We start from the raw sequence: 24283 nt of genomic DNA, 5'->3' as shown, positions 1-24283 counted from the left end.
CGCCGAGAGTGCGAGGCGCGCGATCCGGTTCGCCGCAACGGTGGCCACCAGCAGGCCGAGGGCAGCGCCCCAGAGCGCGGCAGCGGCACCCGCCCCGATGGCCAGCGCGATCAGCGCCGGAGCTACCCGGGCGATCGCCGAACCACCGAGAACGGTTGCGAGCGAACGGAATCGGTTCGTTCCCTGCAGAATGCCCTGCTCCCCGGAGAGCAGTACCAGCACCGGCGCCGCGATCAGCGCTCCGCCCGCGGCGGGTGCCGGCACATGCAGCAGCACCGCGACGAGGGGTATGAGCGCGAGTGCGACAACCGCCACGATCAGCGCGCAGCGCCGGGTCAAACCGCGCACCGTCGCCACCGCGGCGCCGCGCACCAGCTCCCGTGCGACCACATTCTGCAGCGCCAACGCCGGCACCGCGGCCAGCAACTGCACGGCCAGCAGGCTCGCGAAGGCGCTGTAGCCGGCCACGCCCAGCCAGCGCCCGGCCAGCAGTTGCAGCAGGTAGCCGGCGATATTCGCGGTCATGGCCCCAGCGGTCACCAGGGTCATATCCGCGACCACGGGTAGACGGCGCAGGGCAGGCATCCCGCCATGCTCCCACCTCGCCCCCGCCCGGAACAGCCGAGGCCCGCCGGTACGCCGTCGAGTGGCTGTTTTCAGTCCTCGTCCGCCAGTTGGCGCCGCACGTCGAGCAGATGGTGGCGGACCTCGTGGACGGTGTGGACCGCCACCCAGCGCAGTTCGCGCTCGACGCGATCGGGGTAGTTGTACAGAACGCGGCGGTCCCAGTCGTCCCCGGCGAGGCGGTCGAGCACATTCGCGAGCAGTCGCGCCGACACGAGCAGTTCCTGTGCGACATCGGCGGGGTCCTGGTCGGCGTAGCCGTCGTGATCGGCACGTTCGTCGCGGCCCATGGTGAGCAGGGCCGGGCGGTCGGTGCGGCGCGCCAGCAGGATGCGTTCTCGCTGCACGAGCAGGACGTCGCGGACGTGACAGCCGTACTCCAGCGGCGACCACAGCTGCGGAAGGCGGCGACGCTCCGCGTCAGCGCAGTCGTTCAGCGTCGCCGCCAGCTCGGTGACGCCCGCGACGATCGCGCCCGCGGCCTGCGGCGACTCGGCCGGCCGGTACTCGAAACCGCATTCGGCGCATCGATCCATGACCAACCCCTCATCTCGCCGCGTTGACACCATCTCACTGAGACCATATCTTTAGTATCAACGATACGGTCTCAATGCGAGGGTTTGATATGTCGATCGAAGCGAACAAGGACGTCATTCGCCGATTCATGAAGGTCGGCGACGCCGCGACCAGGGATCTGGCGGCAATCTGGGACAGCTTCACGCCGGATTGCGCCTTCCCGACCCTCGCCGCCCGCACCGGTCGCGCCGATTTCACCGTGCAGGACTACCGCACGTTCCTGCTCGACTACTTCCGCGCGCTTCCCGACGCCACTTTCACCGTGGACGAACTGATCGCGGAGGACGACCGGGTCTGGGCCCACATCACGATCCGCGGCACCCATTCCGCGGAATTGCGCGGCGTCCCCGCGACCCACCGGCCGGTGGAGTACACCCAGCTCGGCCTGTACACGATCCGCGGGGGGAAGATCGCTCGAGCTCGTGCGGTATTCGACGACGTGACGTTGCTGCGCCAGATCGGCGTGCGAGTTCAGTAGCACCGGACGGGCGACCGCCGCCGGCATTGCGGCCGACGTAGGGTGACTCAGCGTGACCGGGGCTCGAGAACACGGCGACGACACCAGAAGCTCGCAGCTGCCTTCGGCCGCCGCGCCGAGGTGGGCCCGGATCGTACCCGTGGCCTACAGCCTGGCGCTCGCCCTGATCGTGGTCGGGCCGCTGCTGGGGCCGGGTTATCTGCTGCTGCGCGACGGCGTGAGCACGCCCCGGTCGTATCCCACCGATGCGGCACTGGGCCTGGGTGACGCGGCGCCGCGGGCCGTGCCACAGGACGGATTGCTCGCCGCACTGTCGGTGGTGGTGGACGGCGGGATCGTCGTCAAGGCCATCCTGGTGCTGGCACTCACGGCCGCCGGATGGGGTGCGGCCCGGCTCGCGCACACCCTGCTGGGGGTCTCCCTGGCTCCCCGGCTCGTCGCCGCGACGGCCGCGATCTGGAATCCCTATGTCGCCGAACGGCTGCTGCAGGGACATTGGAGCTTGCTCGCCGGATATGCGGCACTGCCCTGGACCGTCGTCCTCGGACAACGGATACGGACCGGCGGCGCCCGGGAGCCGGCCGGTGAGGGAACGGAGCGGTCGACCGACGATCACCGGCCGCGTCGGGGGCTACCGGTCGCCGCCGCGCCGTGGTCGATGCTGGGCGGCGTTCTCGCCGCGGCGGGTTTGACCCCGACCGGTTCGCTGCTGGCGGGCCTGCTGGCGATTCTCACGGTGGGCCGACGCAATGTCGTCGGCGCGGTGGCGCTGTGGCTGGTGAGCGCCAGTCCGTGGCTGGTGGCCACCGCACTGTCCGGTAGCGGGGCCGAACCGTCCGATCCGGCGGGCGTGGCGGCCTTCGCCGCGCGGGCCGAACCGGGGCTCGGCACCCTGGGGAGCCTGGCCGGACTGGGTGGGATCTGGAACGGTGCGGCGGTACCCGGCTCTCGGACAACACTTTTCGCGGTGCTGTCGACCCTCGTCCTGCTGGCGATCGTCGTCTCGGGCGTGCGCGCGGTGGCAGCCCGGGGTGAACGAGCCACGCGTTATCCCCGGCGGATGTTGCTGGTACTGGCCGCCGTCTGCATCCTGCTGCCGGCCCTGGGGGCGACGGGGTGGGGGCTCGCCATCGGCGAATCCCTGATCGCGCGCATCCCCGGCGCCGGACTGCTGCGCGACACCCAGAAATACGTCGCCCTTGCCATGCCCGCGTACGCCCTGTGCGCGGCGGCGGGCTGTCGCGCGCTCGCCGCACTCGGCCGCCGACACACGAGGGAGATCGCGAAACAGACTGCGCCACAAGCGGACCCGACGAATGCGAGCAGCCCGTCGGCAGCGCCGTCACCACGAGCGGCGGATGCGGACCAACCGTCGAACGCCGGTGGCGAGGTGGTGCAGGCCGAACCTGGTGCCGCGCAACCTCTTACCGCCCTCCTGTTCATCGCCGCGCTGATCCTCACGCTGCCCGACCTCGCCTGGGGTGTGGGTGGAGCCCTGCGACCGGTGCACTACCCTCCGGCGTGGCAGCGGGTGGCCGCGGTGGTCGAGGGCCCCGGCGACGTCGCGGTGCTCCCGGCCGGGATGTTTCGCGTATTCCCCTACAGCGGAAGGGTTCCCGTACTGGATCCGGCGCCTCGCATGCTGCGGTCGGACGTCTTGCAGACGGGGGTGCTGCCCGTCCGGGGGCGAGTGGTCGCGGGTGAGGGAGCACGCGCCCAGCAGGTGGAGAACCTCCTGCTCCGGGGAGCGGCCCCCGCCGACCTCGCCGCTCAGGGCGTCGGCTGGATTCTCGTCGAACACCGCACGCCGGGAACGGTCGGCGAGGCGAGCACCACGCTGAGCCGGCTACAGCCGGTGTACTCCGACGCCGATCTGACGCTCTACCGCGTACCGGGCGCACGAGACGTGGCGAAAGCCACCGTCGCTGACCGCACCGTAGCCCTCGCCGCACACGCGCTGTGGGCGGCGCAACTTCTCCTCGGCCTCCTCGCGATACCGGTGCTCGCGGGACCGGTGCGGCGTTTCGGCTACCGGCAACGACGGTGACAGTGGACCATTCACGTCGGTGCCGGCGGTGCGCCCGCCACAGCGATACGGCCGGCTGCGGCCGGGTTGGAACCTCATCAGCGCTCCAGCAGCCCCGTGATGGTACGGCCGAGCTCGGCACACGGGGCGATGACGAAGTCTCCGTAGCGCCGCGCGTAGGTGTAGCGACCGTCACCCTCGACGTCGAACCAGCTGACATAGCGGGGCGGAAACGGACGTGTGCTGCGCCGATCGACGCGAATCTCTATGTGGCCGTGCCCTGTTCGCGGCGCCGAGAGGAGGTTGCGTATCCGGTGTGCGGCGGAGGGCTCATCGCGGACGAGCGTGGTGACGTCCCCGGGATCCTGCACTCGCTCCCAGGTTTCCACCAGTGAGCCCACCATGCCCGCGGGTTGCTGTCCGGCGACGGCGGCGAAGACGCGAGCCACGAGGTCGGGGGTTCCTACTTCGACCACGATATTGCCGCCGGTTTCCGGGTCGGGGCCGGGCCGCTGGACAACGCTGACACCGATATTCGCGATGATGCCACCATAGGCGCGCAACGGCTTCCTGCGGAATCCCACCATCACGAACGAGGTGTCCGGGTCGGCCGCGGTTCGTAGCACGGGAAGGAGGTCGGGGTCTTCCAGCACCGGAAAGCGCTGACGCAGTTGGTGTTCGAGTGCCTCCCACTCGAGCTGGGAACCGACGTCCGGACGCACGGTCAGCGGCGCCGGAAACCGGTCGAGACCGAGTCGATCCCAGGCGTACATGAACTCCGCCTGGGTGAACTCCCATTTCATCTGCTACCAGTCGCTCTCCGGGCGCTGACGCCGCTCGGGCTCGGGCCCGTGGGCGTCGGCCCCGAAAACCGGCGGCACCGCCGGAGTCGGCTCGCCGATGAGGTCGAACTTGTTGCGCTCGTGCACGAGTAGGTCGGGATTTCCCTTGCGTTCCTTGTCTTCTTCGCCCTTGCCCTTCGCTCCGGGCATCCCCATCCCCGGCATCCCCGGCAGCCCTGCCGCCGCAGCCGGACGACCGAGCCCGCCTGGCTGACCGAGCGGACTTCCGGTACCGGGCGCACCGGGAACGCTGCGCCCCGGGCCGCCGGAGGCCGACGGGCCGCCGCCACCGCGACTTCCCACCCCACCGAATCCAGAGTGGCCGCCGAGGCCACCGCTCGCGCCCGGCCCGCCGGCCCCGCCGAGACCAGCGGGAGTCGTAGCGGTGGAATCCACTCCGGCCGGGGTCGTGGGGCTCGGATTCTGCGCACCACCCGCCGCGGCCGATGGTCCATTCGATGCCGCGGCGGTCGCATCGGAGCCCGGCTGCTGGTCGGTACCGCCGCTACCGTCGCCGGTGCCGGATCGGCTGTCGCCGCCGGGGCTCTGGTGGCCGTCATTTCCGCCGGTATCGCCGCCGGGCGGCCGCCCACTCACTCCCGGCGGATTCACGCCCCCACCCTCGTCGGGCCCCTTCGGCGGTACGAACATCGGAACCTGCTGTCCCGCAGGCTGGTACGTGGGCACGTAATGGTTCACCATCGCCCACTGCGCCGCCTGTTCCTCCGACGAACCGGCGACCACGGCGCCGACGGCATCCTTCGGGCTCTCGGCGCCCGCCACCGTCGGTATGGGTTTCGGCGGTGGTAGCGGCGGCACCTGCGCCTTCACCACATCCGCACCGTAGGCGGCAGCCTCGATACGCGACATCACGCTCTGGGCGACGTTGTGCATCTCCGACATCTCATCGGTGAATCGCCGTGTCGCAGCGGTGAGCGCATCGGCCGCCCGCCCCTCCCATCCGGCGGCAACACTCTTGTGCACCTTGGCATTCAACGCCAGGTTGTTGAACAAGGTGGCGTCGGCGATCTTCTTCCACCCCTGGGCGAACTGGTGCATCACACCCGGCTTCATCTGCTCCACCCCGGCAAGGATCGCCTGATGCGACAGGGAGCGAAAAGGCTCCATCACAGCCGCCGGAATATAGTCCGGATCGTGATCGACATTCCCTGACGCCGCGGCAGCATCGGCAGCGGAGCGTCGATAAAACTGCGCCGCATTGCTCTTCGGGACCAGTTTCGGGTCCAATGTGGGATCGCCGGAGTTGACCGCGTCGAGGATGCCGATGATGGGTGGGGTGGTGCCCGGCTCGTCGTCGGCCACGATCAGTTGTCCTTACCGATGTAGGGCTCGAGGGTTGTCGCCATCTCCGTCGCCCGGTCGCAGGGGCTGATTCCGGTGCCGATTCCGTGGGTGCTCAGGATATCGGTGAGCCCGAAGTAGCCGGCTTTCGTCTCGATATCGACGGAACACTCGTTGTCGCCGGTCTTTTCGGGTGTGAGAACTGCTTTGCGTCCGTTTACTGTTATTTCGTGGGTCCGCCCTGCATATTTTTGGCGAACCTCATCGAGGGTGATGTTACCTGAGTCCATCTGAAGTGACTCGTCACTATTCTTGACGTCACAGGTCAGGAAGGTGTACTCGGCGACGATATCCGAACCACGCTCCCGCGTCGTCGGGGTGAGACCTAACTTCTCGAACGGCGCGTCAGGAATCCACGTACACGGATCGAACACGACCCTCGGCTTACCGGACGACTTCGTGTATTCGGTATCTTGCGACGGGGGCTGCAGTTTGGACGCAGTCAAGGTCGGCTTCGCCAACGCGGTGGTACTCATGGGCGCCGCGCTGACTTTCGAGTCGCCAGCCTCTTCGGTGGCACTGCAAGCCGCGACCGCCGCCGCCGAGGCGATACACGCGACAAGAGATGAGACCCCAGTCACCCGCGCGACACTTCTCATTCCATGCTCCTGTTCGCCGCTTTGATCGCGGCTGCGTTCGACGCGTCCGCCTCGCTCATCAGACCCGCAGATCTATATATCGCTGCCGCCATGCGACGGGCGGATTCTTCAGCAACTCTGTACGCGTCGAATGCTTGATGTGCCTTGCCTTCGAACCCTTGCTGCAAACGCTGCGCCGACTCGAAACCGCCGAAGCCGTCGAGGCGCTGAAGACGTCTCAGCTCCTCCTGCCGCGATCCCATCTCCCCCGCGAACCACTCGTAATGCCCCGCGACCTCTCTCGCCGCCTCGGGCGTCAACCTGAACTGCCCTGACGACACGGCTTGCGACAATTCCGCCGCCGCGTCCTTCCCCAGCGCCATCTCGACCTCCCACCCCGAACCGCCGTCGTGCGCCCATACAGTTCGACGCATCAGACTACTCGACGGTTCCGATGGGTTGCCCCGGCGCGGTCGGTGACAAGATCGTCATTCGCCGGCCGCGATCACGTATCGAGCCACTGTTCGATCCGGTCGAGGTCGGTGGTCGAGAAGATGTTCTCGCGGTATTCGCCGTCCAGCAGGGTCCATTCGTATCGCGGGGCGGCGCTGCGGACGAGTGTGTAGCCGGCGCTCTCGGCTCGGGCGGTCAGCGCGCGAACGCGCTCGGACATCGCCTTTGCTTGCGCGGCAACGTTATTCGGATTGTCGTCGGTCATCTCTCACGCTCCAGAGGTTGTTCCTGCGGGTGGAGTCGGGGCGGATCCGTCTGGCCGCGACGAGGGCGGCGAAGGCGGCCCGCTTCCGTGGACAGTCGTGGTCGCGATGCAGTTGCATCCAGGTATGCGCGTCGGCGACGGTGAAAGGGTGTTCCGGCCGAGCACACATCGATCGGGTAGGCCCGCCGGGGCGCGACCGGCCGACGACCGGGCGTCGCCGACGCGTGGGAGGCGCCTTGTCGTCGTTCGGCCACAGGCACCCGAGGGCGAGCAGCACCACGCCGCACCCCGAAAGCACAGTGACGATGCTGGACAGCGCATTCCACGTCCCCATGGATCTCACTCGCCGGGGCCGTGATCGGGGTACCGGCCGTTGGCGAGTTCGTTCAGCCCGTCGAGCACCTGCTGAAAGATCTCGGTGGGAGCTCCGCCGTACGGATGCGGGTGGTACTCGGCGCTGGTGCACGGGAATTCGATGCCGCGCCGGTGCGCCCGCTCACGCGGGCTCAACGCGGGCGGTCGGATCCGCTGGAAGTGAACCAGGGTACGGTAGGCCACCTGTTTCCACGCGCAGTGATCGATGCGACAGCTCCGATGCCGCTGCATCGAACTGTGGGCCATCTCGATCCGCGCGAGATCGCAGATGCCCGGTAGCGAAACGACAACATCGTCGGTAGGCGAAAAGTACATGGTTTCGCTCTCCTTTGTTACGTATGAGCGCGACAATCGTTGTGGGCGAATGGATATCGTTGTGCTCGACCGGCCGCTCCCGCAGGCGGCACACCTGCGGTTGCGCGTTTCTCGCCGGTCCGGCGCAGCCCAGGACACATGGTCGACCCCTCGGGGGCAAGCGGTTGTGGAGCAACCGAAAAAATCCGCCCGAAACCTCAGCACCGCGACCATGGCATGCGAAACAATCGACCAGGGAGGGGATTTCGACTCTCACCGGCACCTTTCGTCAAGCCCAGCCGCAGCAGACCTGAAACCCATAGAGGTGGACAGATGCCCAAGCTCGAATCGACCGTGCCCCGGCGACAACTCGGCCGCTATCTCCGCGAGCTTCGGTTCGCGTCGGGTATGACGATCGCCGAGGCCGCGGTGTTGGTGGAGCGCGGATCGAGCACCCTGCAGCGACTGGAAAAAGGTGTCGCGGAACGCATCCGGGTTCTCGACGTGGAAGCACTGTGCCGGATCTACGATGCCGACGAGACCACGTCGGCCGCCTTGATCGGCCTGGCGCAGCAGGCCAAGGTGAAGTCCTGGTACCACGAATACGGCGATTTGATTCCCGAGAACTTCGATGTGTACATGGGGCTCGAGGTCGCCGCCCGGAGTCTGAAGACCTACCAGATCGAACTGATTCCGGGGCTGCTCCAGACCGCCGATTACGCGCGCGCCGTCATCGAATCGGGTCTGCCGGACGAGTCCCGGGTCGACATCGACCGCCGGGTGAGGCTGCGTATGCAACGCCAGGTCCTGATCCGGCGCACGTCTCGCCCGGCCACGCTGGACGTCGTCCTGCACGAGGCGGTGCTGCACCGCGTGATCGGCGGACAGCGGATCATGGAAGCCCAGCGCCGACACCTGGCCGATATCAGCACTCGGCCGAACGTCACGTTGCGCGTGCTGCCCTTTACCGCAGGGCTGCCACGCTGTGCCGTTACCGGCGCTTTCACAATTCTCGACTTCGGTAAGAACCCCAAAGGCGCCCCGATCGAACCGCCGGTGATCTACGTCCCCAACTTCGCAGGGGAGATTTACCTGGAGAAAGAAGTCGACATCCATCGGTACGATCGTGCTTACAAGGCGATTCAGGCTGCCGCGCTGGACGCCGACAGCAGTAGGGACCTAATTCGCGGCAGGCGGTAAGGGAGTTGCGGACGTGAACGTCGACCTATCCGGAGCCAAATGGTTCAAGAGCACCAGAAGTGACGCAACAAGGGACTGCGTCGAGGTCGCGTTCCTCGACCGCGGCCTGATCGGTGTCCGCGATTCCAAGCACCCGAGCGGCCCCGCGCTCGTCTTCACCCCCGGTGAGTGGGACGCCTTCACCGCAGGCGTGCAGGCCGGCGAGTTCACGCGACCACTGACATAACCGGAGTCCCGGTTCCACCACCGATTGGTAAGCGCCGCAGTATTTTCCGGCGTAGCGTCGTCGGGCCGCGACGGCGGATAGCGCCCGCTGATCAGCGGAGACTCGGGACCACGCGATCGTCTCGCACCGGGGCCCGGGGCGCTTCCGCGACCGTCGCACGCCCGGTGACCAGCCCCGAGACGAATTGCCCGCGAGCGGCAGCGGCCAGGACTTCGCCCACACCGTTACCCGTCTGCTCCCAGGAGAACTCGCGAGCTCGCGTACGAGCCTTCTCCCCCATGACAATTCGCGCCTCGGAGTCGGTGAGCAGCTCACCCACGGTTTCGGTGAGCTGGGTGGAGTCGTCCACCAGCACCCCCGTCACGCCGTCGACGATGGAGTCGGTGAGCCCCCGTGAACTGCGGTAGCCGATGGTCGGGACGCCGTGCTGCGCGGCCTCGATCACCGCGAGACCCCACCCTTCCTTGCGGGAGGGCAGCACCTGAACCCACGCGCGGGAGAGCAATTCGTGCTTGCGCGCTTCGTCGACGAAGCCGTGGAAATCCACCGCGTCGGCGATACCCGAGCGATGCGCGCGGTCTTTCAGATTGTCGGCCCACCAGCCGTCGCCGATCACGTCGAGGCGCAGACCGGGCAGGCGGTCACGCAGACCCGCCACGACGTCGAGCGCGTCCTCGATCTGCTTGTGCGGCACCAGCCTCGACAGCACGACGATGCTCGGATACGGGGTGCGGGTCGATTCGCCACCGGTCGGCGCTTGCGCGGGTACGGGTTCGGCACCGTTGCGCACCACCGCGATTCGCGTCGCATCGACCCCGAGCGAGGCGAGCTCCTCCGCGGAGGGCAGCGATACGGTCAGATATTGGTCGCGCCGATGGACCCGCGGCGACAGTCGCGATTCGATCCACCAGCCGATCCGCCCGACCACACGACCCGCCACCGGCCACTGCTCCCGATGGCCGTGGTGCACCAGGACCACCGAGGGCGCTCCGGAGACCGTCCGGGCGAAGAACGGAATGCCGTTCTGGGTGTCGATCACCGCGTCCGGCCGCACTCCGCGCAGCGGGCCGAAGCCCAGCCGCCCGGCCGCGATGGCGGCCAGCGCGCGCGGATAGACGGTGAAGCGCCCGCCGGCCCGGCTGATCTCGATGCCGTCGATGCGCTCCCGGCGCGGCGCGCCCGGATAGTGCGCGGTCCGCAGCGTCACCTTCACCCCGCGCGCCGCCAGCTGCGCACCGACCTGCTCGAGATACCGCTCGCTCCCGCCGCCCTGCGGATGTCCGGTATCGCGCCAGCACAGCAGCAGGACTTCCCGCACGTCAGCACTCGGGTGTGCCTCGTTCTCGCCGCCGCCGGGCCCACAGAGCCGCGCCACGGCAGCGCGCTCGCGAGGGCCGATTTCGGACACGGCGGTTCTCCAGATCGTTCACGTCGGACGACAGTGGGGTCCACCATAGCCGCCGACGGCCGTTCCGGGTCGCTGCGGTGGCCGCATAGACTGGCGCGGCCATGCTTCGATCCGACGCAACCGGACCGCGTCCCCGCTTCGCGCGCCGGGCCACCCTTCGCCGTTCACTGCGCCTGTTGAGCAGTTTCCGCTTCGAACAAACCGATCCGGCGCGGTTCTACGGCGGGATCGCCGCCGATACCGCCGACCTGATCGCCGATTTCTATCGCGATCTGACCGGCCGGGACCTCAGCGGCACCGTGATCGTCGACGTGGGCGGGGGCCCCGGATACTTCGCGGACGAATTCGCGGCGGCGGGCGCGCGCTATCTGCCGATCGAACCCGATCCGACCGAAATGCACGCCGCCGGGCTCACCGTCGCCGGCGCGGTCCGCGGATCCGGAATGGCGCTGCCCATCCGCGACGACGCCGTCGACATCTGTCTTTCCTCGAATGTCGCCGAACATGTGCCGCAGCCGTGGGTGATGGCCGACGAGATGCTGCGTATCACCAAACCCGGCGGTCTGATGGTGCTGTCCTACACGGTGTGGCTCGGACCGTTCGGCGGGCACGAGACCGGCCCGTGGCACTACCTCGGCGGTGAGTTCGCGGCCCGGCGCTACACCCGCCGCACCGGAAAGCAGCCCAAGAACCGCTTCGGCAGCTCCCTGTTCGCCGTCAGCGCCGCCGACGGGCTGCGATGGGCGCGCGAAACCGGCGGCCGGGCCCGGATCCTCGCCACCTTCCCCCGCTACCACCCGCGCTGGGCGTGGTGGGTGACGCGCATACCGGGCGTGCGGGAACTACTGGTCAGCAATCTGGTCGTCGTCGCGGCCAAACCCCTCCGCTGAGCCGCGTCCGGCATCTACTCCGGCCGATCTATTCCAGCCATCCCCGCCGACGGGTGCGCCGCGCCGGTTCGCTCCACGGCGGCTCCTGCATGGCCAGGCCGACGGTTTCCAGCGGGGTCAGGCCGACGCGGTCGGCGAGTGAGCGGACCGCCGCCACCGCCTCGGCCGCCTGCAACGCCGCCGTCGCCTGTTCGAGCGTCAAGGTCCGGCCGGGCAGAAAGGACACCACCCAGCCCCCGGTACCGACGAACCTTGCCTGATGTGGGGTCTGATCACTGGTCATCAGCGATCGGCCGACCACGTGCACCGCCATGATTCGGACTCCCCTGCGATTGCATTTGTAAAATCGTCCGACAATGTTGCTCTAAGCATGCTCTGCAATCACAGGAAACGCAATAGTGCGTTTTGCGAAAAGCGAACCGCGAGGTAGGATTTCGCGCCTCCCGGCTGGGCGATCGGTCCGGGATGTCCGCTGCGCGCAGTACGTGACGCCAGGGACTGTGCCCCGAATCAATTCTCGGACAAGCGAACTCGCAGCACCGGCTGCGGATTTTCGTGCGGGCGCGGCGCGGCGAGGTCGATGTCGACCTGCCACCCAGGGGGGAGTACGGCCTGCAAGCGGGCCGCGGCACGCTGCAGCGGCGTACTCGCCGCCGTCGGCGTGAAGTCCACTTCCGGATCGGACCACCGTGCGCCGGCTAATCCCGAGACAGCATCGAACCCGAGTTCGGTCATGCCTACACCCACCTCCCACATACCCCGACCGGTCGGCCAGACAACGGAATCCACGAGCACCTGCAAGCAGTCAGTTCAGCCGAGTAGTTAATTCCCCGCAACCACGGGGAGTATTCGTGAGATGCAGAACACAATCAGAATAGGACAAGCGCGCCATTCCGCACGCGGAACCGCGGAAATGACGAGCCGCCCGCCCCGTCGCAAAGACGGTGCGGGCGGCTCGCTTTCGTCGTTCGGTGAACGGCGTCGTCCGACTAGCCCAGGCGCTGCTTGAGCGCCTCGAATTCGTCACGCACGCCCGAGGGCAGCTTGTCGCCGACGAATTCGAACCACTCCTCGATCAGCGGGATCTCCTTGCGCCACTCGTCGAGGTCGACCTTCAGCGAGGCGTCGACGTCGGCGGGGTCCACGTCCAGACCCTCGAGGTCCAGGTCGCCGGCGGTGGGCACATTGCCGATCGCGGTGGCCTCGGCCTCGGCCTTGCCCTCGATCCGGTTGACGATCCACTCCAGCACGCGGGAGTTCTCGCCGAAGCCCGGCCACAGGAAGCGGCCGTCGTCGCCGCGGCGGAACCAGTTGACGTAGAAGATCTTCGGCAACTTGGTGGCGTCGGCGTTCTTGCCCAGGTTGATCCAGTGGTTCATGTAGTCACCGACGTGGTAGCCCATGAACGGCAGCATGGCCATCGGATCGCGGCGCACGTTGCCGACCTTGCCCTCGGCGGCGGCGGTCTGCTCGGAAGACATTGTGGCGCCCATGAATACGCCGTGCTGCCAGTCGAAGGACTCGGTCACCAGCGGGATCGTGGTCTTGCGGCGGCCGCCGAACAGGATCGCCGAAATCGGCACGCCCTGCGGGTCGTCCCACTCCGGGGCGAGGGTCGGGCACTGCGACATCGGCGTGCAGTAGCGCGAGTTCGGATGCGCGGCAAGCGTTTCGGTCTCGCGCAGGTACCAGTCGTTACCCTTCCAGTCGATCAGGTGGTCGGGCTCGCCCTCGAGTCCCTCCCACCAGACGTCGCGGTCGTCGGTCAGCGCGACGTTGGTGTAGACGGTGTTGCCGGCCTCGAGCGTGGCCATCGCATTCGGGTTCGACTTGTGGTTGGTGCCGGGGGCGACGCCGAAGAAGCCGAACTCCGGGTTCACCGCGTACAGGCGGCCGTCCTCACCGAAGCGCATCCACGCGATGTCGTCGCCCAGGGTCTCCGCGCGCCAGCCCGGAACGGTCGGCTGCAGCATCGCCAGGTTCGTCTTACCGCAGGCGCTCGGGAACGCGGCGGCGACGTAGTAGTTCTTGTTCTCCGGGGAGATGAGCTTGAGGATCAGCATGTGCTCGGCCAGCCAGCCCTCGTCGTGCGCCATCGCCGAGGCGATGCGCAGCGAGTAGCACTTCTTGCCCAGCAGCGCGTTGCCGCCGTAGCCCGAACCGTAGGACCAGATCTCGCGGTCCTCGGGGAAGTGGGTGATGTACTTGGTGTCGTTGCACGGCCAGGGGACATCTGCCACGTCGCCCGTCAAAGGCGCACCGACCGAGTGCAGCGCCTTCACGAACGGGCGATCGGTGCCCAGCTTCTCCAGCGCGGCCTTGCCCATGCGGGTCATCACGCGCATCGACACCACGACGTACTCGGAGTCGGTGAGCTCGACGCCGAGCTTCGGGTCCGCGGCGCCCAGCGGGCCCATGCAGAAGGGCACCACGTACATGGTGCGGCCCTTCATGCTGCCGCGGTACAGCTCGGTCATGGTGGCGCGCATCTCGTTCGGGTCGACCCAGTTGTTGGTCGGGCCGGCGTCGGCCTCCGTGCGCGAACAGATGAAGGTGCGCGACTCGACGCGGGCGACGTCGGAGGGGTCCGACAGCGCGAGGAAGGAATTCGGCTTCTTGTGCTCGTTGAGCTTCTGGAAGGTGCCGGCCGCGACCAGTCGGTCGGTCAGCCGGTCCCATTCCTCATCGGAACCGTCGGCCCAGACGACCTGCTCCGGCTGGGTGAGCTCTGCGACCTCCTGCACCCAGGCGAGCAGTCCGGCATGCTTGGTCGGCGCGGTGCCATCGGATCCGTGAAGACCAGGAATGGTCGCTGAGGTCATGAAAACTCTCCTGAGATGAGCGGCGGGCCAGAGAGCTGCCGAAACAGCTTTCAACACCAGGAAGGCCGCCGTTGGCTGTGGACATCCGCCCGGCTCGCCGAACAGCACGCCCCGGCTGGGCGGCGTACGAGAACGAGACGGACACCCGGATTCCTTAAGTAAAGAGGTTAACGCGATGTGACGGTCGGTACGGAATGGGGTTGCTCACTCGGGACCCGGTCGAAACCTTCCCACCTCACCAGGACCGCAGCTGTGCGGAACCGGCAAACCGCGACCGGGCCGGATCACCCGGCGACCGCGGCCCGCAGGATCGCCAGATCGCGTTCACATGCGGCCACTCGAGCAGGCTGTTCGGCGGCCGTGCGGCGCAGTTGCCCCTCCAGCTCCGCGACCCGGCGATCGGCCTCGACCATGCGGGCGGTGCTCGCGCGCACCACCTGTTCGGTCAGCTCGGACTCGGCCTCCACCAGGGCCGTCGCCACCCGCTGCTCCAGCTGGGCCTTCACGTTGACCAGCACATCGGTCACCCATTGCCGCAGATGTGCCCGATCGGCCAGATGTCCCCGGGCCCGCACCACCCACCACGCCACGCCCGCGCCGAGGGCCAGGGTGACCGGCACGGTGGCGTAATCCAACGTCGGCACCAGCGACAACGGCGCAACGATCAGCCGGCCGAGGCCGAAACCCGCCGATGCGCCCAGGGCGATCATCAGCCGATCCTCGACGCCGCGGTGGCGGCGCTCCGGATCGGACCCGACCCGGGGTGCGGGATCGGTCGGTGGAGCCGGCGGTGAGGCGAGTGTGGGCTGTGGTTCCGATCCCGCCACGGCCTCGATCTGGCGGGCGAGTTCGGCCAGGCGGTGACGGACCACGCCGTCGAGTTCGGCGGTGGCCTGATTCACCGCCGCCTGCAACAGATCGGGATAGCCGCGCACCGAGCGGCGGTCGAGGCGGTCCAGATCGGCACGGGCGGTGGCGTTCACGGTGCGGACGCGGGCGCCGACCTCGTGCGTCAGATCGACCCGGGCCAACTGCAGCCGATTGCGCAGGGCGGCCAGGGCCTGGGCGCGGCCACCGTCGCGCCAGGCCAGCGCGGCGGTACGTTCGGCGCGCAGGGCGGCGACCGCGCTGCCCGAGCGCAGCGCCTCGATCTGGCTCAACACCCGGGCGCGGGTGTCGGCGAGCACCCGAGCGGTGACTTCGGCCAGTTGCTCGGGGCCGACCCGGGCCCCGACGGCGGCGCTGAGCTGGGCGTGCAGGGCGGCCAGGCCGGAGCGGTCCAGCAGCGCGGCGTCGCCGTGGCCGCGCGCGGCCACGGCCAGGCGCGCCGAGACCGGAAGAATCTCGGGCTCGGCGCCGAGCACCTGGGCCAGCATGGCGGTATCGCGATCCAGTATCGAGCGCCAGTCGGGATGGGCGTGAATGCCGTTCATGGCGAACAGCATTCGCGTTCCCACCGCCTGCAGGCGGGCGACCGGATCGAGCAGTGCGGCGCCGACGGCGGCGCCGGGGTCCACCAGCACGAGCGCCACCGGCGGTCCGCTGCCGGGGCCGAAATCGGTGGCGGCGACCAGGGTTGCCGGGTCGGTGACCGGATCGGTGAGCGCTACGCGCGGTTCGAAGCGGGACAGTTCCGTACGCAGCAGGGTGGTGTTGGCGTCGTCGGGACCGATGACTGTCACCGAAACCGGTTGTGTCGCAATGGTTTCCGCATGTATCGCCGCGACTCCGTTCGGCGCGACGGGATTCGGGCCCGGTTCGGCGGGAACCGCGCGCAGCAGCGCGCCGCCCTGCGGATTCCATCGCTCGACGACGGCCAGCACCTCGGGATCCACCCCGCCCGCCCGCCGACTGTTCAGCTCGGCCGACGCTCCGGGTACCTCACAGTCCGGCACTACTCATCCGCTCCCACATCCGCATATATCCGTTGTGCAGCCGGATCGCGGCGCGGCGGGCGGCGGCCGGCATATCGCTGGCGGCCACCGCGCGCCAGCGTTGCGCGCGAACCAGCGCATCGTCGGCGTCCGCCGGCGTCGCCGACGGATATCCGGTCGCGAGATGACGGACCTCCGGGCGAGCCAGTCCGGCCTGCAGCGCGGTCCACAGCGCCTCGTCACCGGCCAGGTAATCCTCGATCAGGTCGCGGGCGCGCCCACCGTCACCCTGCGGGATCGCGCGCGCAGCGATGCGAGCCAGATCGTCGAGCAGATCACCGCCGCGCAAGGCCGCGATCTGCTCGTAGCGCTGGTGCAGGCGCGCGTGCACGGGATCGATCCCACTCACGGCATGCAGCAGCTGCAGCAACTGCTGCGGTCCCAACTCCGGTTCGTGACGCAGTGCGGTCAGGGCGCAGCTCACCCCGTGCAGGCCCCAGCGCTCCAGCAGCGCCCGGCGATCGGCCACATCCGGCCCGGCCGATTGGTCGACGAACAGTTCCGGGGAGAGCGTGAGCGCCGCGCCGCCACCGGCCGCGTGGCGGCGCAGCGTGCGCAGATCGTCGTCGCTCGGTGTGCCGGCGCGGGTGCGCACGGCCAGTTCGGCGACCATCGGCGTCACCGGAACACCCAGCACATGCGCCGCCTGATCGGCGGCCACCACCGCATCACCCCAGCGCGAGCCCACGGCATCGGCCTTGTTGAGTACGACCATCGTGGTTTCGGGCCGCAGGGATTCGAGGACGCGACGATCGGCGGCCTGCAGCGAACCCGCCAGCACGTAGACGACGAGATCGGCGTCGAGCACCGGATCCGGCACGCCCGGCTGATCCACCGGCGCGGTCTCCTCCGCCGACATCAGGGCCAACGCCCGCAACAACGTCGATTTCCCGGCGCCGGCCCGGCCGGTCACCTGAATCCGCAGCGGCCGCCGGAAGGCCACGGCCGCGCTCGCCAGCTGATCGGCGACGCCCGGGGCGGATCCGGCGCCGACGCGCACCGTGGCGATGAGTTGCTCGAGTTCCGGTGCGGGCCCGCCGTGGTCGTTCACGAAGCCCGGCGAAGCGCTGGTTGCAGTGGCTCTCGACACGGGTGATACCCCCTTCCGGCGGCAAATTCTGTCAGAAGACGCGGCGGTTGTCGGCACCGACCGGATTTTCACCGGCGCGCCCGATCGTCGTTGCGACACACAGCGATGTGTAATCGATCACACGAAACCGCTTGCCCGAGCTCGCGACCGGCGACGATGGCCTGCGGCTCGACCATCACCGCAGGTGAGCGGTAATTGGCGCGGAATTGGGAATCTCTCCGGTGAAACGGTGGTTGTGCCTGTGTCACAGCATAATTCGACAGTGGTGAACTATCGGGTCACGGATTCGATCACCTACGCTGAAGCCGCCGGCGGCACCGCCGGTGCGCGGCCTCGGCGGTGTGGACCCCGGTCGGCCGTGCGCCCGTGCGCCGGCCCCGTGGATCCGAAGGAGGTTGCGATGAGCGTCAACGTCGACGTCATCGGTAACGACGGCGCCGCCGTCGCGACGAAGAACGAACGGCCGCTGCCGCCGTCGCAGGACCCCTTCTATCGCGCACCCGCCGACGCGGCCGCGCACGCACCCGGAACCGTTCTGCGTAGCCGGCCCGTGCAGATCGCGCTGCTGGGCCTGATTCCGCAGCGTGTGACAGCGTGGCAGCTGCTGTACCGCAGCAACGATCTGCACGGTGACGCCGAGGTCGCGGTGACCACGGTGCTGCTGCCCGCCGATGCCGATCCGGCCGAACGCCGCCCGCTGCTGGCCTTCGAATCGGCGATCGACGCCGTCACCGAGCGTTGCGCTCCCTCCTATGTTCTCCGCCGCGGCGCCGTCGTCCCCGGCTCGATCACCCAGCTCGAACTGCTGCTCGTCGCCAACGCACTGCGGCGCGGCTGGGCGGTGAGCATCGCCGATCACGAAGGACCGGACGGCCGTTTCGGCGCGCCCCGGGAACCGGGCTACCGCTCGCTCGACGGCATCCGCGCCGCGATGCACTTCCGTCCACTGGGGCTCGGTACCGACACCCCCGTGGTGGTCTGGGGCTACTCCGGTGGCGGGATGGCCGGCTCCTGGCTGGTCGAGATGGCTCCCACCTATGCGCCCGAGCTCACCATCGCCGGTGCGGTACTGGGCGCGCCGGTCGGCGATCCGGGTGAGGTGTTCATCCGGCTGAACGGTGGCCGGTACGCCGGTTTTCCCGCCATCGTGATCTCGGCGCTACGCCAGGTGTATCCGGCGCTCGAGGATGTGCTCGACAAGCACATCACCAGCTCCGGGGAACGTCTGCTGGAACGCGCGGCTCAGCTGCCACCGATCGTCGCGCTCGCTCGGCTCGCCGGCCACGACGTCAGCAAACACCTCGATCACCCACTGGAAGAGGTATTGAGCACCCCCGCGATGTGCGACATGTTCGACGATATGCGGCTCGGGAAGCACACCCCGCACTGCCCGATCCTGGTGATCCAGCCGCTGCACGATCGCATCATCCACGCCTCGTGTATCGATGCGCAGGTCGAGCGCTATCGGGCGGGCGGTGCCACCGTCGGCTACCTGCGCGACCGGCTGAGCGACCACTTCACGTTGTTACCGCTGGCCACGCCGCTGAGCCTGGACTGGCTGGCCGACCGCATCGCCGGCCGCCCGGTCACCGACGCCGACACCGAGACCCGGACCGTCTGGTCGGTGATGGCGTCCCCGTCGCGCTGGCGCGGACTGTTCGAGCTGGCCGGCACCGCGGGCCGGATGATCCTGGGCCTGCCGCTGGGCAGGCAGAGCGAACCGGAACTGCCGCAGACGCAGCCGCTCGCCGCCTGACGCCGGGCTCCGCGCCCTCTCGGCAACACTTCTGACCCGGGATTTCCCTCCTCGACGCGGTCGATTGCGGCCCTGATCATCGAATACTGGACAATGGACGCCGTGAACGACGCCGCGAACGACACCGCTGGTAGCGACGGGGCCGGAGGCGGCAGCTTGCGTAACCACGCCGGCCCCCGCGAACAGCGCGAAGATGCAGCTGGTAGCGACGGGGCCGGAGGCGGCAGCTTGCGTAACCATGAAGGCCCCTCCCCCGAGCGTGAGCCCTCCCGCCTCTACCCGCGGGTAACCAGCTTCCGCTCGCGTCGTGGCGCGTTGACCGCGACCCAACAGCAATCCTGGGAGCGGATGTGGCCGCGCATCGGCCGCGAGGTGAGCGACGAGCCGCTCGACGCCGCCGCCTGGTTCGGCCGGACCGCCCCGCTGATCATCGAGATCGGTTGTGGCACGGGGACCGCGACCGCGGCGATGGCCAAGGCCGAGCCGCAGTTCGACCTGATCGGCATCGAGGTGTACAAGCCGGGTCTCGCCCAGCTCGTACAGCGGATCGAGCGAGAAGGCATCGAGAACATCCGGCTGCTGCGCGGCGATGCCGTCGACGTCCTCGAGCACATGATTGCCAAGGATTCGCTAGCGGGCGTGCGTGTCTTCTTCCCGGATCCCTGGCCGAAGGCTCGCCACCACAAGCGCCGGCTGCTGCAGCCCGCGACGATGACCCTGATCGCCAGCCGGCTGCAGCGTGGCGGCATTTTGCACGTAGCCACCGACCACGCGGGCTACGCCGAACATATCGCCGAGGTGGCCGCGGGAGAACCGCAGCTCGTAGGCCTGAACGAGGCTACCGGCGGCGATGCGGAACACCCCGGAACCGATACGGTGATCGGCCTCGAACGCCCGGTGACGAAGTTCGAGAGCAAGGCGCATCGAGCCGGAAGCGCCATCACCGAGTTCATTTGGGGGAAGATCTAGATATGAGTCTCAGGGAGATGGCCCAGCCGGCCGACGAGGTTGCCGGAACAGTGCGCGGTGACGAATCGGACGTCGTCGCCGGCGCGGCGGCCCCCGCGACGCCGGTCGCCGAGCCCGCCGGTGTGCGGCGGGTGCTGCTGGTGTGGGACGCACCGAACCTGGATATGGGCCTGGGCGCCATCCTCGGCGGCCGTCCCACCGCGGCCTACCGGCCGCGCTTCGACGCACTGGGCCGCTGGCTGCTGGCCCGCACCGCCGAGTTGTCCGCCGGGAGTGCGCAGCGCATCGAACCCGAGGCCACCGTCTTCACCAATATCGCCCCCGGAACCGCCGATGTGGTGCGTCCGTGGGTCGAGGCGCTGCGCAACGTGGGCTACGCGGTCTTCGCCAAACCGAAGATCGACGAGGATTCCGACGTCGACAGCGACATGCTGGCACATATCCAGTTACGCCGCGGCGGAGCCGGTCTCGCGGGGATCATGGTGGCCTCCGCGGACGGTCAGGCCTTCCGCGAACCGCTCGAGGAGGTCGCGGCCACCGGGGTTCCGGTCCAGGTGCTCGGATTCCGCGAGCACGCGAGTTGGGCTGTCACGTCCGATATCCTCGATTTCGTCGATCTCGAGGACATCCCGGGTGTGTTCCGTGAACCGCTGCCCCGGGTCAGCCTCGACTCGCTGCCCGACGAGGGAGCCTGGCTGCAGCCCTTCCGGCCGCTGTCCGCACTGCTCACCTCCCGCCCCGCTCAAGGAGTCGCTTAGTGTTCACCCGCTGGGGCGAGCTGGTCCACAGGTTCCGCTACACCGTGCTGGGTGTAGCGGTGGCCGCGCTTCTCGCCCTGGGGGCGTACGGGTTCGGTCTGGAAAACCATCTGAGCTCCAGCGGCTGGTTCGACCCCGGTGCGGAGTCCTCGCAGGCCGCGGTGCTCAAGGACCAGGTCTACGGCCGCGATCACATGTCCGATGTGATCGTGCTCTACACCGCGCCCGACGGTAAGACCATCGACGATCCGGAGTTCGGGCGGAAGATCACCGACAATCTCAACAGCCTGCCCAGGGACCATCCGGACCAGATCAGCAAGGTCAACGTCGCCTACTGGAAGACCGAGACCGGCGACTGGAGCGCCTCGGCCACCGGTAGTAAGGACAAGAAGTACGCGTTCGCGTCGGTCGCCATCAAGGGTGACGACGACACGACCACGATGAACAACTACCGCGCGGTCAAGAACGCCTTCTACATCCCGGGCGTGGATGTCCAGCTGGCGGGCATGCAGCCGGTCGCGGGAGAGCTGAACGACACCATCGCCTCCGACCAGAAGCGCATGGAGATGCTGGCCATTCCGGCCGTCGCGATCCTGCTGTTCTTCATCTTCGGCGGTATCGTCGCCGCGGCCCTGCCGCTGATCATCGGCGGTCTCACCGTCCTGGGCGCCAACGGCATCGTCATGGCGATCACCCATGTCACCGAGGTGAATTCGTTCGTCGGGGCCGTGGTGTCGATGATCGGCCTGGGCTTGGCGATCGACTACGGCTTGTTCATAGTCAGCCGGTTCCGCGAGGAGCTCGCCGAGGGCTACACCACCCGCCAGGCCGTACGCCGATCGGTGATGACGGCCGGACGCACGGTCACCTTCTCGGCGACCATGATCATCGCCGCCAGCGCCGGCATGCTGCTGTTCCCGCAGGGCTTCCTGAAATCGGTCGCCTACGGCACCATCGCGACCGTGCTGCTGGCCGCGCTGGCCTCGCTCACCATCCTGCCCGCGCTGCTGTCGATCCTCGGACCGCGCGTCGACGCGCTGGGATTCAAGCGGTTCCGCAAGACCAAGACCGCCGAAGAGGTCGAGAACGGTTTCTGGGGCCGCACCACGCAGTGGGTGATGAAGCATCCGCTGAAGGTGGCGGTGCCGCTGTGCATCATCCTGCTGCTGCTGATCATCCCGGTGAAGAACCTGAAGTTCGGCGGTATCAGCGAAACCTATCTGCCGCCGGACAATCCGACCCGCATGGCGCAGGAGAAGTTCGACGAGATCTTCCCGCTGCGCCAGACCGACCCGATCCAGCTGGTCATCACCACGCAGAACACCGGCGAGATCAAGGCCATCCTCGACGAGGCCAGTGGCGCACCCGGACTCACCGATCCGTTCGGCACGCCGGGCATTCCGCCGAACGGCTCCGATGTCTGGGTGTCCGAGGCGACGATGGCGCCGGACGCGAACATCGAGGACACGATCGCCTATCTGCGCTCGATCAGCGTGCCCGACGATGTGGATCTGATGGTCGGCGGCCAGCCGGTGCTGATGCAGGACAGTATCGATTCGCTGCTGGATCGCATGCCGCTGATGATCGTGCTGGTCGTCTTCGTGACCACGCTGCTGATGTTCCTGACCTTCGGCTCGCTGGTGCTGCCGATCAAGGCGGCGTTGATGAGCGCGCTGGGCCTCGGCTCCACGCTCGGCATTCTGACCTGGATCTTCGTCGACGGCCACGGCGCCGGACTGCTCAATTTCACGCCGCAGCCGATCATGTCGCCGGTGCTGGTGTTGATCATGGCGGTGATCTACGGCCTGTCCACCGACTACGAGGTCTTCCTGCTCTCCCGCATGGTGGAGTCGCGCGCCCAGGGCGCGAGTACCACCGAGTCCGTGCGCAGCGGAACCGCGCAGACCGGTCGCATCATCACCGCGGCGGCGCTGATCCTGCTCGTGGTGGTCGGCGCGTTCGCCTTCTCCGATCTGGTGATGATGCAGTACATCGCCTACGGCATGATGGCCGCGCTGTTCATCGACGCCACCGTGCTGCGCATGCTGCTCGTTCCCGCGACCATGAAACTGCTGGGTGACGACTGCTGGTGGGCCCCGGCCTGGATGAAGCGCATTCAGCAGCGCATCGGCCTGGGCGAACCCATCCTCGACGACGAGCGTCCCGGCACCGGCGAGGTCGTCGACCTGGTCAAGACGACGCCGGTCACCGATCCGGTGACCATGCAGCTGCCGCAGCTGCCCGACGGGACGCCGAAGGGCCCGCGCAAGCCGCGGCGGTTGAAGTTCCTGCGGGTCGACCCGGAGGCGCCGACCGAGCAGTTGGATCGCATCGATCCGGCCGCGGCCGGCACGTCCACGCGCGCGACTCGCGCCAAGAGCCCCGAGGCGCCTCGGCCCGAAGGCTCCGAGTCGTCGGCATCGCGGACCGCGCGGTCCAAGGCGGGCGCCGGAGAGTCGACGGAATCGCGAGCGAAAGCCGTTGCTCCCTCGGAGGCCGCGGCGGCGGAAGCCGATTCGTCGGCGTCGGAGAAGCCGGTTAAGGCCGAGAAGTCGGAAAAGTCCCCGAAGCGCAAGCGTTTCGGCCGCCGCCGGTCGGACTCCGGCGCAGATGCGCCGTCGGCCGATTCGGGCAATGCCTCGTCCGGCGACAGCGATGCCGACGCCTCGGACGGCACCGGGAATCAGGCAACACCCGCCGGCTCGGCCTCTGCCGACGCAGCCCCGGTCCGCACGCCGTCCGGTCCGGAGGCCGGGCGCCCGACAACCCCGCCGCAAACGCCCGGCATCCGATCCTCCCGCGTGTTGCCTCCCTCCGGCCGCCCGCAGCCGGCTCGGACCTCCAGCGGTCCCGGTGTCATCGGCGAATCCGGTGTCATCGGCGGTTCCTCCGCCGCGGACGAGGCGGTCCGGGGCGCGGGAACGCCGGAACCGGCCCGCTCGGCCGATGCCGGCAGCACTCCCGGCGTGCTCGGCGCGGCCCCGGTGCCGGGGCCGCCGAAGCCGGGACAGGCCCCGTCGCGCACTCCCGAACCCCAAGCGCCGCAAGCACCTTCGGCACCGCCCTCGGTCTCGCTGCCCGGTTCGGATACCGCCCCGAACCGTGGCGTGGTACGGCCGCCGCAGGTCGTCCGCCCCGGTATGCCGCCCCGGACGGTGCCCGCGCCGGACACCGCTCCCGACGCCACCGACTCCGTGCCGCCGACCGCTCCGGTCGGCACCACGCCGCGGGTGCTGCCGCCGAAACCGGCGAAGGTGCCGCCGCATCCGTCGGTCCGCGCCCAGCTCTATCGTCCGGACGCCCCGCCGTACCACCCGGGACAGCCTCCCACCCAAGGTGCCGGTCCGGCGCAGGACG

The 24283-nt window shown here is 68.6% G+C and carries 22 protein-coding genes and 1 pseudogene; 9 read left to right on the top strand and 14 right to left on the bottom strand.

Going from position 1 to position 24283, the window contains the following annotated elements; translation table 11 throughout:
• Together NE2_RS32935 and NE2_RS32930 are read right to left on the bottom strand one after the other, a co-directional pair.
• Positions 1–585: pseudogene (locus tag NE2_RS32935) on the bottom strand (polysaccharide biosynthesis protein); the annotation flags it as partial.
• A gap of 71 nt (positions 586–656) precedes the next feature.
• Positions 657–1160, bottom strand: coding sequence for a DinB family protein (locus NE2_RS32930; RefSeq protein WP_084494498.1), 504 nt, complete (start codon positions 1158–1160; stop codon positions 657–659).
• 89 nt (positions 1161–1249) lie between these two features.
• Here NE2_RS32930 and NE2_RS32925 point away from each other — a divergent pair, with 89 nt between their 5' ends.
• Together NE2_RS32925 and NE2_RS32920 are read left to right on the top strand one after the other, a co-directional pair.
• Complete coding sequence (locus tag NE2_RS32925; RefSeq protein ID WP_063032463.1) at positions 1250–1678, top strand: ester cyclase; 429 nt, start codon at positions 1250–1252, stop codon at positions 1676–1678.
• A 97-nt stretch (positions 1679–1775) separates the two neighbouring features.
• Entirely contained in the window at positions 1776–3725 is a 1950-nt protein-coding gene (locus NE2_RS32920; protein WP_228817763.1) for an MmpA family trehalose lipid delivery protein, read from the top strand.
• Between the two features lie 77 nt (positions 3726–3802).
• On the opposite strand, the gene NE2_RS32915 is transcribed toward NE2_RS32920, so the two are convergent.
• From NE2_RS32915 to NE2_RS32890, 6 genes are all read right to left on the bottom strand, one after another.
• Entirely contained in the window at positions 3803–4507 is a 705-nt protein-coding gene (locus NE2_RS32915; RefSeq protein WP_063032461.1) for an ESX secretion-associated protein EspG, read from the bottom strand.
• A 3-nt stretch (positions 4508–4510) separates the two neighbouring features.
• Positions 4511–5869 carry a WXG100 family type VII secretion target gene (locus NE2_RS32910; protein WP_063032459.1) on the bottom strand — a complete coding sequence of 453 codons (1359 nt, stop codon included), beginning with the start codon at positions 5867–5869 and terminating at the stop codon, positions 4511–4513.
• A 2-nt stretch (positions 5870–5871) separates the two neighbouring features.
• Complete coding sequence (locus tag NE2_RS32905; protein ID WP_084494496.1) at positions 5872–6507, bottom strand: DUF3558 domain-containing protein; 636 nt, start codon at positions 6505–6507, stop codon at positions 5872–5874.
• Complete coding sequence (locus NE2_RS32900) at positions 6504–6869, bottom strand: hypothetical protein (protein WP_063909545.1); 366 nt, start codon at positions 6867–6869, stop codon at positions 6504–6506. Before NE2_RS32900 ends, NE2_RS32905 begins: the two co-directional genes overlap by 4 nt.
• 122 nt (positions 6870–6991) lie before the next feature.
• Positions 6992–7204, bottom strand: a complete 213-nt coding sequence (locus NE2_RS32895) for a hypothetical protein (protein ID WP_063032453.1) — start codon at positions 7202–7204, stop codon at positions 6992–6994.
• 339 nt (positions 7205–7543) lie between these two features.
• Positions 7544–7894, bottom strand: a complete 351-nt coding sequence (locus NE2_RS32890; protein WP_063032451.1) for a hypothetical protein — start codon at positions 7892–7894, stop codon at positions 7544–7546.
• Between the two features lie 216 nt (positions 7895–8110).
• Between NE2_RS32890 and NE2_RS32885 the strand changes: the two genes are divergently transcribed.
• Entirely contained in the window at positions 8111–9073 is a 963-nt protein-coding gene (locus NE2_RS32885) for a helix-turn-helix domain-containing protein (protein ID WP_373862299.1), read from the top strand.
• Positions 9074–9086: 13 nt separating this feature from the next.
• Positions 9087–9299, top strand: a complete 213-nt coding sequence (locus NE2_RS32880) for a DUF397 domain-containing protein (RefSeq protein ID WP_063032447.1) — start codon at positions 9087–9089, stop codon at positions 9297–9299.
• A gap of 91 nt (positions 9300–9390) precedes the next feature.
• Here NE2_RS32880 and NE2_RS32875 read toward each other — a convergent pair whose 3' ends face one another.
• Entirely contained in the window at positions 9391–10617 is a 1227-nt protein-coding gene (locus NE2_RS32875; protein WP_063032473.1) for a glycosyltransferase family 4 protein, read from the bottom strand.
• A 191-nt stretch (positions 10618–10808) separates the two neighbouring features.
• On the opposite strand from NE2_RS32875, the gene NE2_RS32870 reads away from it, so the two are divergent.
• Positions 10809–11597: a class I SAM-dependent methyltransferase gene (locus NE2_RS32870; protein ID WP_063032445.1), complete on the top strand. Its 789-nt coding sequence runs from the start codon at positions 10809–10811 to the stop codon at positions 11595–11597.
• Between the two features lie 28 nt (positions 11598–11625).
• Here the strand turns inward: NE2_RS32870 and NE2_RS32865 are convergent, their stop codons facing one another.
• The 5 genes from NE2_RS32865 to NE2_RS32845 all read right to left on the bottom strand — a co-directional run bounded on the left by NE2_RS32865 (position 11626) and on the right by NE2_RS32845 (position 17443).
• The gene (locus NE2_RS32865) at positions 11626–11910 is read right to left on the bottom strand and encodes a hypothetical protein (protein ID WP_063032443.1); all 285 of its coding nucleotides are present in this window, start codon (positions 11908–11910) and stop codon (positions 11626–11628) included.
• Between the two features lie 197 nt (positions 11911–12107).
• On the bottom strand, positions 12108–12332 hold the full coding sequence (locus tag NE2_RS32860; RefSeq protein WP_063032441.1) for a hypothetical protein: 225 nt from the start codon (positions 12330–12332) through the stop codon (positions 12108–12110).
• Between the two features lie 254 nt (positions 12333–12586).
• Complete coding sequence (locus NE2_RS32855; RefSeq protein WP_063032439.1) at positions 12587–14419, bottom strand: phosphoenolpyruvate carboxykinase (GTP); 1833 nt, start codon at positions 14417–14419, stop codon at positions 12587–12589.
• A 284-nt stretch (positions 14420–14703) separates the two neighbouring features.
• Complete coding sequence (locus NE2_RS32850; RefSeq protein WP_233429959.1) at positions 14704–16314, bottom strand: hypothetical protein; 1611 nt, start codon at positions 16312–16314, stop codon at positions 14704–14706.
• Entirely contained in the window at positions 16301–17443 is a 1143-nt protein-coding gene (locus tag NE2_RS32845; protein ID WP_233429958.1) for a tRNA modification GTPase, read from the bottom strand. The genes NE2_RS32850 and NE2_RS32845 overlap by 14 nt, the downstream gene beginning before the upstream one ends.
• Positions 17444–17843: 400 nt before the next feature.
• Here NE2_RS32845 and NE2_RS32840 point away from each other — a divergent pair, with 400 nt between their 5' ends.
• The 4 genes from NE2_RS32840 to NE2_RS32825 all read left to right on the top strand — a co-directional run.
• Entirely contained in the window at positions 17844–19199 is a 1356-nt protein-coding gene (locus NE2_RS32840; protein ID WP_063032469.1) for a lipase family protein, read from the top strand.
• Positions 19200–19355: 156 nt separating this feature from the next.
• Positions 19356–20168 (top strand): tRNA (guanosine(46)-N7)-methyltransferase TrmB, encoded by an 813-nt coding sequence (gene trmB / locus NE2_RS32835; RefSeq protein WP_373862298.1) that lies wholly within the window; start codon positions 19356–19358, stop codon positions 20166–20168.
• A 2-nt stretch (positions 20169–20170) separates the two neighbouring features.
• Positions 20171–20926: an NYN domain-containing protein gene (locus NE2_RS32830; RefSeq protein WP_063032435.1), complete on the top strand. Its 756-nt coding sequence runs from the start codon at positions 20171–20173 to the stop codon at positions 20924–20926.
• A partial coding sequence (locus tag NE2_RS32825; protein WP_157110994.1) for an MMPL family transporter occupies positions 20926–24283 on the top strand: 3358 nt, incomplete at its 3' end. The genes NE2_RS32830 and NE2_RS32825, both read left to right, overlap by 1 nt.

It is taken from the genome of Nocardia elegans NBRC 108235 (assembly GCF_001612845.1).
GTDB lineage: Bacteria > Actinomycetota > Actinomycetes > Mycobacteriales > Mycobacteriaceae > Nocardia > Nocardia nova.
Note: the sequence above shows the minus strand (reverse complement) of the source record. Positions and strands in the feature narration are given on the sequence as shown.

What these genes read in the sequence shown, in the direction of transcription:
- NE2_RS32930 (WP_084494498.1), bottom strand. Translation starts at nt 1,160, where the DNA reads ATGGATCGATGCGCCGAATGCGGTTTCGAGTACCGGCCGGCCGAGTCG.
- NE2_RS32925 (WP_063032463.1), top strand. Translation starts at nt 1,250, where the DNA reads ATGTCGATCGAAGCGAACAAGGACGTCATTCGCCGATTCATGAAGGTC.
- NE2_RS32915 (WP_063032461.1), bottom strand. Translation starts at nt 4,507, where the DNA reads ATGAAATGGGAGTTCACCCAGGCGGAGTTCATGTACGCCTGGGATCGA.
- NE2_RS32905 (WP_084494496.1), bottom strand. Translation starts at nt 6,507, where the DNA reads ATGAGAAGTGTCGCGCGGGTGACTGGGGTCTCATCTCTTGTCGCGTGT.
- NE2_RS32900 (WP_063909545.1), bottom strand. Translation starts at nt 6,869, where the DNA reads ATGGCGCTGGGGAAGGACGCGGCGGCGGAATTGTCGCAAGCCGTGTCG.
- NE2_RS32895 (WP_063032453.1), bottom strand. Translation starts at nt 7,204, where the DNA reads ATGACCGACGACAATCCGAATAACGTTGCCGCGCAAGCAAAGGCGATG.
- NE2_RS32890 (WP_063032451.1), bottom strand. Translation starts at nt 7,894, where the DNA reads ATGTACTTTTCGCCTACCGACGATGTTGTCGTTTCGCTACCGGGCATC.
- NE2_RS32885 (WP_373862299.1), top strand. Translation starts at nt 8,111, where the DNA reads ATGCGAAACAATCGACCAGGGAGGGGATTTCGACTCTCACCGGCACCT.
- NE2_RS32870 (WP_063032445.1), top strand. Translation starts at nt 10,809, where the DNA reads ATGCTTCGATCCGACGCAACCGGACCGCGTCCCCGCTTCGCGCGCCGG.
- NE2_RS32865 (WP_063032443.1), bottom strand. Translation starts at nt 11,910, where the DNA reads ATGGCGGTGCACGTGGTCGGCCGATCGCTGATGACCAGTGATCAGACC.
- NE2_RS32860 (WP_063032441.1), bottom strand. Translation starts at nt 12,332, where the DNA reads ATGACCGAACTCGGGTTCGATGCTGTCTCGGGATTAGCCGGCGCACGG.
- NE2_RS32855 (WP_063032439.1), bottom strand. Translation starts at nt 14,419, where the DNA reads ATGACCTCAGCGACCATTCCTGGTCTTCACGGATCCGATGGCACCGCG.
- NE2_RS32840 (WP_063032469.1), top strand. Translation starts at nt 17,844, where the DNA reads ATGAGCGTCAACGTCGACGTCATCGGTAACGACGGCGCCGCCGTCGCG.
- NE2_RS32830 (WP_063032435.1), top strand. Translation starts at nt 20,171, where the DNA reads ATGAGTCTCAGGGAGATGGCCCAGCCGGCCGACGAGGTTGCCGGAACA.